The organism is Pseudomonas sp. BAY1663 (genome assembly GCF_000582595.1).
Taxonomy (GTDB): Bacteria; Pseudomonadota; Gammaproteobacteria; order Pseudomonadales; family Pseudomonadaceae; genus Stutzerimonas; species Stutzerimonas stutzeri_AF.
The window spans coordinates 1-10,989 of record NZ_AZSV01000117.1 but is presented as its reverse complement, the minus strand read 5'-3'; the positions used below and the strand labels follow the sequence as shown (position 1 = coordinate 10,989).

Annotated in this window: 8 protein-coding genes; 1 reads left to right on the top strand and 7 read right to left on the bottom strand. The window is 62.4% G+C overall.

Going from position 1 to position 10,989, the window contains the following annotated elements:
- The coding region (locus BAY1663_RS20820; protein ID WP_037044569.1) for an RNA-directed DNA polymerase at positions 1-2,394 on the top strand (2,394 nt) is incomplete at its 5' end.
- Positions 2,395-2,427: 33 nt separating this feature from the next.
- Here BAY1663_RS20820 and BAY1663_RS20815 read toward each other — a convergent pair.
- The 7 genes from BAY1663_RS20815 to BAY1663_RS20785 all read right to left on the bottom strand — a co-directional run bounded on the left by BAY1663_RS20815 (position 2,428) and on the right by BAY1663_RS20785 (position 10,488).
- The gene (locus tag BAY1663_RS20815) at positions 2,428-3,291 is read right to left on the bottom strand and encodes a phage integrase N-terminal domain-containing protein (protein WP_037044567.1); all 864 of its coding nucleotides are present in this window, start codon (positions 3,289-3,291) and stop codon (positions 2,428-2,430) included.
- A 602-nt stretch (positions 3,292-3,893) separates the two neighbouring features.
- Positions 3,894-5,051 (bottom strand): STY4528 family pathogenicity island replication protein, encoded by a 1,158-nt coding sequence (locus BAY1663_RS20810; RefSeq protein ID WP_037044565.1) that lies wholly within the window; start codon positions 5,049-5,051, stop codon positions 3,894-3,896.
- Positions 5,052-5,737: 686 nt separating this feature from the next.
- On the bottom strand, positions 5,738-6,745 hold the full coding sequence (locus BAY1663_RS20805) for a branched-chain amino acid ABC transporter permease (protein WP_128576419.1): 1,008 nt from the start codon (positions 6,743-6,745) through the stop codon (positions 5,738-5,740).
- Between the two features lie 2 nt (positions 6,746-6,747).
- On the bottom strand, positions 6,748-7,635 hold the full coding sequence (locus BAY1663_RS20800; RefSeq protein WP_037044563.1) for a branched-chain amino acid ABC transporter permease: 888 nt from the start codon (positions 7,633-7,635) through the stop codon (positions 6,748-6,750).
- A gap of 69 nt (positions 7,636-7,704) precedes the next feature.
- A complete protein-coding gene (locus tag BAY1663_RS20795; RefSeq protein ID WP_037044560.1) occupies positions 7,705-8,922 on the bottom strand; it encodes an ABC transporter substrate-binding protein in 1,218 nt (405 codons plus the stop codon).
- A 76-nt stretch (positions 8,923-8,998) separates the two neighbouring features.
- Positions 8,999-9,715: an ABC transporter ATP-binding protein gene (locus BAY1663_RS20790; RefSeq protein ID WP_037044558.1), complete on the bottom strand. Its 717-nt coding sequence runs from the start codon at positions 9,713-9,715 to the stop codon at positions 8,999-9,001.
- On the bottom strand, positions 9,712-10,488 hold the full coding sequence (locus tag BAY1663_RS20785) for an ABC transporter ATP-binding protein (protein WP_037044556.1): 777 nt from the start codon (positions 10,486-10,488) through the stop codon (positions 9,712-9,714). The genes BAY1663_RS20790 and BAY1663_RS20785 overlap by 4 nt, the downstream gene beginning before the upstream one ends.
- Positions 10,489-10,989 lie beyond the last annotated feature (501 nt).

Here is a 10,989-nt window from a genome sequence, read left to right as displayed (position 1 = left end):
CAGGGTTTCCTTAATCCGGATTTTGTCACCGATGTACTGAAACTTGAGCTAACGGAATTCCAGGTCAAGCTCCATCGTTTGTTCATTCGTGCCCTGCAGGCGTGGGCAGCGGCAACTCCGCTGAAGAAGGGTTTACCCGTGGGACTGCCAGCATCGGCCATTGTTGCCAACATGGCGCTGGTTGAGCTGGATCGCTGTATAGAGCAACAGGTTGCACCCATCTATTACGGGCGCTACGTCGATGACATCTTACTGGTCATGGAAAACGGCGCGAACTTTGCTTCGACGGCGGTGCTGTGGGAATGGCTGTTTGAACGGTCGCGGGAGACGCTAGGCTGGGTGGACCAAGGCAAAAAGCAGATTGGCTACAAGCCGACGTACCTCAGTGAGGGTGAAGGGAAAAGACAGGTGCATTTCGCCAATGGCAAAAACAAGGTATTCATCCTGGTAGGCGAGACGGGCAAGACTTTGGTGGACGCCATTGCTCATCAGATTCACGAACGCGCCAGCGAGTGGCGGGCTATGCCACGGCTGCCTCGGTCCGCTACGCATGTCGGTACCGACCTATTGGCCGCCACACAAAGCGACGGCGAGGCCGCCGACAACCTGCGCAAGGCAGATGCGCTGACCATGCGTCGGGCTGGTTTCGCCATCAAACTGCGCGACTTCGAAGCCTATGAACGTGATCTGTTGCCCGAAGCCTGGACAGCACATCGTCGTGCGTTCTTCCGTGCCTTCACTCAGCACGTGCTCGTGTTACCGCAGTTTTTCGACCTGGCTGTCTATCTGCCCCGAGTCATTCGCCTCGCCACGGCATGTGAAGACTTTGCCGATCTACGCCGGATCATCGAAGTGCTACAGGGACTCTGCCAACAGGTACAGGAGCAATGCGACATCGTTGTCAAAGCGTGGCCCGAAGGGGAGGATAGGCCGAACGCTGCGGAGATGCTGGGGCGCTGGAAAGAGCAGCTCTTTACCAGCATCCGAGAAAGCATCACAGCCGCATTCCCACCCCGCTTATCCAAAGCGGGCAAGCAGGCGTGGCAAACCTATATGGCCAACTGTCATCCTGCCATCGACCTGAATGTCTTTCTGGCTTGGCCATTATCCGTCAAAGGCTTTCAAACACAGCAAGCCCGCCTGTTCTCGTTTGACCTCGCCCATATGCCATTCCGTTTCATCGGCCTGCCGAAGGAGATGGTGGCCCAGCGCGGTATTCCTGCCAAAAAGAGCGTTGTAAGTTGCGACAGTGCTGCTGATTTGCTGCCTGACTCTGTACTAAAGGGAACGCGGACTCTCGCCCAGTGGATCGGTTTCAAGGATTTGCCCCAAGGGCTGCCGTTCGCGACTCGCCCCTTCAATCTGCCTGAGCTGTTTATCCTAAATCGCCAAGCCTATTCAGAAGCGACACAGGACGACATGCAGGCGGTGGTGCTGTCTGTACGTGGCTTTGAATTGGGAGATAAAGCGCCTCTTTTCGACAAAAACGACATACTGCAGATACCAGATGGTGTCACCCCACGGAAATACGGTATTGCCGTCTCCAGTTGGCAGACAAATCTGGACAGCTGGACAGCCAGTGTGATGCGCATGCCGGATCCCGATGCCGAACGCTATGTTCGCCTCTGTCGCCTGCTGGATGGCGTAATTGCCCAGCCCAGGGACAGCCGCTACCTGATCCTGCCGGAGCTGGCACTGCCCGCGCACTGGTTCATCCGCATCGCTCGCAAGCTGCAAGGTCGCGGAATTTCGCTGATTACCGGTATCGAATACCTGCACGCCAGCAAGTCGCGGGTTCGCAACCAGGTTTGGGCGGCGCTGTCCCACGACGGTCTGGGCTTTCCCTCGCTGATGATTTACCGTCAGGACAAGCAGCGGCCCGCCCTACATGAAGAGCAGGAGCTACAGCGCCTGGCCGGTTTGGAAATGAAGCCGGACAAGGCGTGGAAAACACCGCCCATCATTCAGCACGGCGACTTACGCTTCACAATGTTGATTTGCAGTGAACTGACCAACATTCGCTATCGCGCTGATCTGCGTGGCAAGGTGGATGCGCTGTTCGTGCCGGAATGGAATCCAGATACCGAAACTTTCAATGCATTGGTTGAATCCGCAGCATTGGATATCCATGCCTACATCATCCAATGCAATGATAGACAGTACGGCGACAGCCGCATCCGGGCCCCTTACAAGGACAGTTGGAAGCGTGATGTGCTGCGGGTCAAAGGTGGTGTCACCGACTACTGCGTGATTGGCGAAATCGATGTGCAAGCTCTGCGTCAATTCCAAAGCAGTCACCGTTCACCAGGAAAACCCTTCAAGCCGGTGCCGGATGGATTCAACGATGCGATGGACTACCAACGCAAAGTGTTGCCTACGGGTGATAGTGCGTGACTCTGAACACCAGCTCGGTTATCTCATTGAATTTCAGGTTCCCAGATAGATCGACGTCACCTTCAGCCTTTCATGCCCGAGCTCATGGCTGATCTGCTGTCGAGCGTGTCGGTCACTCATTCTCTGACTGCTACTGAGCTGAGCTTTACGAGGGCCACCCGCTGCTGGCGCCTTCCACCCCGTCAACACCTCATACCGCATCTGCGCATACCGATGCCGGAGCCCGTGCATGTTGCTCAACCCGGCCGCCTTGCACTGCCCCTCGTAAACATGCCGCTGCTGGATGTAAGTCTTGTGCGCCGGAATCAATGACCCCAGGCCTGCCAGGCGATGGACCTCATCCAGCACCGCACGCTGTTCCGGCGTCGTGATTGGCACCGTCCGATCACGCCCACCTTTTGCCCACGATCCCTTGATAGCGATATGGTCGCCACGGTCGGCATAGCGGAGTTGGAACTTGATGGACTCTTCCCGCCGCAAACCGAAAGCCGCTTGCAAACGCAGGCTCATACGAACTTGAGGATCGGTGATGCGATCCAGCCTGCCATCCAGTTCCTTGGCCTTGCTTTCATTGGTCACATAGCGCCGTTCGGGAATACCCAGTTTGGCGTTGTCTGTCGGTAAGATGCCTGCCTTGCCAACCTTCTCGGCCCACCAGCGCAGATGCGCCAAACGGTTCTTCAGCGTACCGGTCGACAGGCCTTCGGCTTGCCAGCGTTGCAGTAGGGCTTCGACATGCTTGCCCTTCAACGAAGTGGCATGCATCTGGCGAAAGCCTGCTTCGCGCAATTGATGAGCGGCCAGGCTCAGCGAGCGTTGCCGGTCGGCCTGGGTGGCGTGGCTGCCGTCACGGTTGCGCTGGCAGAGCTGTCGCAGGGTGTAGGTCAAGTCGTCCATCTTCTGGCCTCCACGCAAAGCGCCGTACTGCGTTGTCCTGAAATTCAGTGGTTAGTGTTGGTGCCAGCTCGCCAAGGCGAGATCCCGTGAGGGCAAGGGCATGGTGTTCAGGAAACACCAGGGCCTCGAATGAGGTATCCGTCTTGCTTCCTGCTGGAAGCCCGGACGGAGGTACTACAAGACGAAAGTGATGTGAACGTGGACAAGTCCTCCTATGAAAGAGAGTGGGATGAGAAAAGCCGCAGGAGCCCTGTGCATAGCGCACAGGCAATTGCCGCAAAGGACAGTGCGCCAGGCGGCGCAGTAGGGATGAGTTCAAACGGACGAAGAAGGCTCCGCCCTGGGTAGGGCCGGTATGCGGTCGGAGCCTGGGCATACCTGGGGTGGTTCCGCCCTGACGGGCCAGCGCTTGCGGGAACCTGCGCTGTTGGGGGTGCCGATGTACGAAGCCCATCGGTCTTGGCAACTGCCCGGTCAGTGTAGGGCGGCCATCATCATGTCTGCCGCACGCAATGGGATTCGGCATTCGCCCGCATTGTTGCTGGCGTGGGCGGGGTCGTCACTGCGGCGTGCAGTGACGACCCGTTTCGCGGCGGCATTTGCTACGCAGGATGCGGCTGCCATCCCCTGGCCTGCATTACCTGTGCTGCGATGTCCCCAGCGTTCGTCGGGGCATTCAGCATCTTGCGGATGTTGGCGATGTGCGCCAGGGCAGTTTCACGCGATGCCGGTGGCGCAGTGGGTTCCGGGCGGGTTTCGATGCGTGGTGCACCAGCAGGCCGATTTTTGGCAGGCCGGTTCGCGGCAGACATCTCCTTACGACCTGCCCACAAGCGGAACTCGCCCGCAAATACGCGCTTCACCAAGGCGAAGAAGTAGGCCACGACATTGCGCACGGTGCCGCTCTGGCTGCGTGCCTGCAACTCGTCGAGTACTTCCTGGCGATGCTGCGGCGGCAGCCGCCGCAAGGCGGCCCGTACGTCCTTTTGCTGATCTGCCTGGGCATTGCTTAGGCAAGGCGGCAAGCTCACCGACGGCGATGCCGGATCGCCGTCGCTTTCGCGCGCGCGGTACGTACGTTCTTTTTTATACATATACGTCTTATACGTACTGCCCTGCTCAGCCGTCATGTGGCGAGCGTGTCCGGTCTGTTGCGGAACAAGCGTGCTGCCAGTGGAATTGCCAGACAATGGCAGTGGGTCGGCTGCCTTGCTCGCCTGCGACGGCGGCGTAGGGGGCAAATCATCGTCATCGTGGCGCTGATCGTGGGGCGCAATGGAGGCGGCTTCAGATGCCTGCACCAGCGTTGCCTGAATGTGGACGGCCACCCGATCCACCTGGTTGTTTTCGTGGCCGATGGAGGCTTGCAGAAGCTCGGACAGGCTGGCATCGAGCTCGCAGGCCTGTTGGAAGTGCAGGGCGCTTTCGTGAACCTGATACAGCTCGCTGAGCACATGGCCGGTGAGAGGATCGCGTTGCTGGCCCACCAGACTGATCCACCCCGTCAGTCGAAGCACGACGAGAACACGCCAGGCCGTCTCGTACCCGGCCCGCTGGCCCAGCGGGGTAGAGGTGAGATAGCGGCGCAACTGCCCCAGATTCGCCAGCGGGCTGATACCCTCCGCAGAGCGCAGCATCCGCAGCACCTGCCAGCCATTGCGCTCCAGCGGCGTGAGGCGAGCATCGAGCATGAGCGATGCCGGCGTGGCGAACAGGGCGTCTTGCCCCAGTGGGTTGTGGCGGGTGTGATGGTCTGCCATGAGAGTTCTCCAGGGTCTGGGCCACAGCGGCCCGTTCCCCTGCATCTCATCGCGTACCGCTCCATGCGTCAGCCAAAAATGCGGTCTGCGCCATACCCGTTTTATCCGGCAGGTGCAGCGTTGGCACCGGCATCCAGACTGATTTATCATCCCGATACCCCTATGGGGTACAACTGGGGGTACTTCCAGCGATTCCCGCAAAGGCTGTGGCCCGATTTCCCCGCGAAACCTAGCATTCACGGCCCTTTGCAGACCGATCAACGTTTAAACGTGTGATTAACGTCTGAGCCCGTTCAACGCTCGCCTGCAGGCCCCGACTCGTCGGGGCCTGTTCGTTTCCGGCGGGCGAATCCCGGGTGTCACAGCGGCCCGGGGTCGGGCATCGGCTCCAACGGTGGCTCGACCTTTTCCAGTTGTTCGGGGGGGGGTCTTCCGGCAGCTCGTCCGGGCTTCTGTGGGGGAGAGCCCAACCTCGGCGCGAGCTTCTTTGATTCTTGGGCGGGCCGTTGGCCGCATCGCCGCGAGGGCGAACCGCCTACAAGAGCGGTTCGTGCCTGGGACCGCTTTTGCGGGAGGGCCGACCTCGGCGCGAGCTTTTTGGTTCTTCGCCGGGGAGCACCAGGCATCCCCGCGCAGGGTTCGCGGCAGCGGCACCGCCAGCCGGTGCACATCTGCCGCGTGTCTCGCTACTTGAAGTTGCGCCTCACCAGGCGTTCCAGCCAGCCGACGATGCCGGAGCGGAACAGCAGTACGCAGAGCACGAAGATCACCCCGAGGATCACGTGCACCCATTCGCCCAGCGGCCCGTTGGACAGCGAACTCTGCAACGTCACCACCACGCCGGCGCCGACCAGCGGGCCGAGGATGGTGCCGACGCCGCCGAGCAGGGTCATCAGGATCACCTCGCCGGACATGTGCCAGTGCGCGTCGGTCAGCGAGGCCAGCTGGAACACCACGGTCTTGGTCGAACCGGCCAGCCCTGCCAGCGCCGCGGAGATGACGAAGGCCAGCAGCTTGTGCGCATCGACGTTGTAGCCCAGCGACACCGCGCGCGGCTCGTTCTCGCGGATTGCCTTGAGTACCTGGCCGTACGGGGAATGGATGGTGCGCTGGATGATGGCGAAGCCGAGCACGAACACCGCCAGCACGAAGTAGTACATCGCCAGGTTGTTCTGCATGTCGACGAGGCCGAACAGGTGCCCGCGCGGCACGCCCTGCAGGCCGTTCTCGCCACCGGTGAACGGCGCCTGGACGAAGACGAAGAACACCAGCTGCGCCAGCGCCAGGGTGATCATGGCGAAGTAGATGCCCTGCCGGCGGATCGCCAGCAGGCCGAACAGCGCGCCGAGCACCGTCGAGGCCAGGGTGCCGGCGAGGATGCCCAGCTCGGTACTCAGCCCGCTGTAGCTGCTCAGCATGTAGCCGGTGATGTAGCCGCCGGTGGCGAAGAACGCCGCGTGGCCGAACGACAGCAGTCCGGCGTAGCCCAGCAGCAGGTTGAAGGCACAGGCGAACAGCGCGAAGCACAGCAGCTTCATCAGGAACACCGGATAGACCGCCAGCGGCGCCAGCAGCGCCACCGCCAGCAGTACCGCGTAGAAGATCTTCCGCCGCCGCGCCGCCGCATGCCGGCGCTCGCGCACCACGCTGGCCTGCAGCACCGAGGCCGCCTGCATGTTGACCGGATTGGTCATGCTCATGCCTCCTTCCCGAAAAGTCCCGCAGGACGAACCAGCAGCACCGCCACCATGACCAGGAACACCACGGTATTGGCCGCCTCCGGATAGAACACCTTGGTCAGCCCCTCGATCAGCCCCATGGCGATGCCGGTGACGATGGCGCCGAGGATCGAGCCCATGCCGCCGATCACCACCACGGCGAACACCACGATCAGCAGGTTCGACCCCATGCCCGGCGTCACCGCGTAGATCGGCGCCGCCAGCACGCCGGCGAAGGCCGCCAGGGCCACGCCATAGCCGTAGGTCAGGGTCACCAGCAGCGGTACGTTGATGCCAAAGCCCTGCATCAGCCTGGGGTTCTCGGTACCGGCGCGCAGGTAGGAGCCCAGGCGGGTGCGCTCGATGACGTACCAGGTCGCCAGGCACACCACCAGCGCGGCGACGATCACCCAGGCGCGGTAGGTCGGCAGGAACATGAAGCCGAGGTTGAAGCCGCCACGCAGCAGTTCCGGCATCGGGTAGGACGAGCCGGACACGCCGAACAGCTTGACGAAGCTGCCCTCGACGATCAGCGCCAGGCCGAAGGTCAGCAGCAGCCCGTAGAGATGGTCCTCACCGGCGATGCGCCGCAGCAGCCCGCGCTCGATGGCCATGCCCAGGGCCCCCACCAGCAGCGGCGACAGCAGCAGCGCAGCCCAGTAGCTCACGCCCAGGTAGTTCAGCCCGAGGAAGGCGACGAAAGCACCGAGCATGTACTGCGCGCCATGGGCGAAGTTGATGATGCGCAGCAGGCCGAAGATGATCGCCAGGCCCAGGCTCAGCAGCGCGTAGAACGCGCCGTTGATCAGGCCGAGCAACAGCTGCCCGAGCAGCACGCTCAGGGGAACGCCGAATACGAGAGTCATGGTTCACCACCCAAAGGAAGTCCGTGGCACCCGGCCGTCGCCGGCCGGGTGATGGCGCGGCTCAGCCGGTCACTGGGTGGCGACCAGCTTGCTGCACTGGCTCTCGGCCATCGGCCGGTAGGCCTGGTCGCCGGGAATGGTGCTGACCACCTTGTACAGGTCCCACTCGCCCTTGGATTCGGCCGGCGTCTTGACCTGCACCAGGTACATGTCGTGCACCATACGGCCGTCCTCGCGGATCTGCCCGCCCTTGGCGAACATGTCGTTGACCGGCGTCCCGGCCATCTGCGCGCGGACCGCCACGGTATCGTCGCTACCAGCGGCCTTCACCGCGTTCAGGTAGTGGGTGGTCGCCGAGTAGATGCCGGCGTGCACCATGCCCGGCATGCGCTTGGTGCGCTCGTAGTAGCGCTGGGCCCAGGCGCGGGTCTCCTCGTTCATGTCCCAGTACCAGCCGGTGGTCAGCATCAGCCCCTGGGTCACGTCCAGACCCATGGCGTGGATGTCGTTCAAGAACACCACCATGCCGGCGAGCTTCTGCCCGGACTGGGTGACGCCGAATTCGCTGGCGGTCTTCAGCGAGTTGACGGTATCGGCGCCGGCGTTGGCCAGGGCGATCACCTCAGCGCCGGAACCCTGGGCCTGCAGCATGTAGGAGGAGAAGTCGCTGCTGGGGAATGGATGGCGGACCTTGCCGACGATGCTGCCGCCATCGCCCTCCACCACCTTGGTGATGTCGGTTTCCATGGAATGGCCGAAGGCGTAATCGGCGGTGAGGATGTACCAGCTCTTGCCGCCATCGGCGAGCACCGCCTTGGCCGTGCCGTTGGCCAGCGCGTAGGTGTCGTAGGTCCAGTGGATATGGTTGGGCGAGCAGTATTCGTTGGTGATGCTCGAGGCCGCCGCGCCGGAGATCAGCGCCAGCTTGCCGCCCTGCTCCACCACCTTGCTCGCCGCCAGCACCACGGAGCTGGCGACCATGCCGGTCACCATGTCGACGTTGCGCTCGTCGATCCATTGGCGCACGGTGTTGGCGCCGACGTCCGGCTTGTTCAGGTCATCGGCGTGGAAGATGACGATCTTCTTGCCGTCGACCGTGCCGCCGAAATCCTCCACCGCCATTTTCAGCGCCTCCAGGCCGCCGGGGCCGGAGAGGTCGCGGTAGGTGCCGGACATGTCGGCCAGGTAGCCGATGCGGATCTCGTCGTTGCTGATCTCGGCCTGGGCGGCCGTGGTGATCAGGGAAGCAGCCAGGATGGCGCTCGCGCGCTTGCGGAAAAAGCTCATGTATTCACCACTCTCGATTGTTTTTGTTGTGGTTCGGGCCGGCATCCACTGCGGCCGGTTTACAGCTTCCTGGGGCTCACACCCCGAGACAGGAATTGAGGAACTCCTTTTTCGAATCCAGCTCGGCCGCCTCGATCTCCTCGATGATGCGGCCGTGCTCCATCACGTAATGACGGTCGGCCAGCGGCGCGGCGAAGCGGAAGTTCTGCTCTACCAGGACGATGGTCAGGCCGCGCTGCTTGAGCTTGATCAGCACCTCGCCGAGCTTCTGCACGATGACCGGCGCCAGGCCTTCGGTGATCTCGTCGAGCAGCAGCAGGTTGGCGCCGGTGCGCAGGATGCGCGCCATGGCCAGCATCTGCTGCTCGCCGCCGGAGAGCCGCGTGCCCTGGCTGAAGCGACGCTCATACAAGTTGGGAAACATTGCGTAGAGCTCGTCCAGGCTCATGCCGCCGCTGCGCACCGTGGGCGGCAGCAGCAGGTTCTCCTCGACGCTCAGGCTGGCGAAGATGCCGCGCTCTTCCGGGCAATAGCCGACGCCCAGCCGCGGAATCTGGTGGGCCGGCAGGCCGATGGTCTCGTTGCCGTTGACCACGATGGAGCCGGTGCGGCGCCCGACCATGTTCATGATCGCCCGCAGCGTGGTGGTGCGCCCGGCGCCGTTGCGCCCGAGCAGCGTCACCAGCTCGCCGCGGCCGACCACCAGGTCGACGCCGTGAAGAATGTGCGACTCGCCGTAGAAGGCATGCAGGTCGCTGATGCGCAGCTGGTCGCGGTCCATGGGTGGGGTCATGCGTGGGCCTCCTCGAGCGCGGCGGCTTCGCTGCCCAGATAGGCCTCGCGCACCTGCGGGTTGGCCGACACGCTGTCGTAGTCGCCCTCGGCCAGCACCGAGCCGCGCGCCAGCACGGTGATGCGATCGCACAGCCGGCTGACCACGCTGAGGTTGTGCTCGACCATCAGCACCGTGCGCTTGGCCGCGGCGCGGCGCACCAGTTCGACGACCATGTCGACGTCCTCGCTGCCCATGCCCTGGGTGGGCTCGTCGAGCAGCAGCACGATGGGGTCCAGCGCCAGCGTGGTGGCCAGCTCCAGCGCGCGCTTACGGCCGTAGGGCAGCTCGATCGCCAGGGTCTGGGCGAAGGCCTGCAGGTCGACCTCGGCGAGCAGCTGCATCACCTGCTCGTCCAGCTCGCGCAGGCTGCGCTCAGATTTCCAGAAGTGGAAGGTGGTACCCATCTTCTGCTGCAGGGCGACGCGCACGTTCTCCAACACGCTCATGTGGCCGAACACCGCGGAGATCTGGAACGAGCGCACCAGCCCAAGCCGGGCGATCTCGTTGGCCTTCATCGTGGTGATGTTCTTGCCGCGATAGAGAATCTCGCCGCGGGTGGGCGTGAGGAATTTGGTGAGCAGGTTGAATACGGTGGTCTTGCCGGCGCCGTTGGGGCCGATAAGCGCGTGGATATGTCCCTGGCGGACCTTGAGATCAACGGAATCCACGGCGGTGAAGCCGCGAAACTCCTTGGTCAGGCCGCGCGTTTCCAGCACGAACTCTGGTTCCATGGATGCCCCTCTAACCTTGATTGTTTTTGTTGGTTATGGCGCAGGTCGTCACATGACCTTTACGTAAACGATAACAATCGATTTCCGTATACGGCAAGTGGCTTTTTCAAACGGGTGATTGAGCGGTAAAAGCGGTAACCTTTAGGCAAATGGCCAGCATTGAAGGTGCCTTTTGTCCTGCGAACACTTCGTGTCCAAGGGCGCCGAAATGCCGGAAGCGGGGTCATACGCGAGAGTGCGGGGATCATCACTAGCCCTTCACGCGGAGCCAAAAGCACCGCTTACTGTTTTAGCTTTCTGAGTCGAATGCACGGACTATCAGGTCACACCTATCGCCCCTTCAGAAGGGTGAGCGGAATCGTTGCGTAGGGGGTTGAGCAGCAAGGATGCGGCGAAAGGCTTAAAGGGCCATGGATGGCCCTTGTAAGCCGACCCTTGGAGCGACGATGGAGTGAACGAACCCCACGCGCAGCGTGGGGCCGGATGCAGGGGCAAGACCTT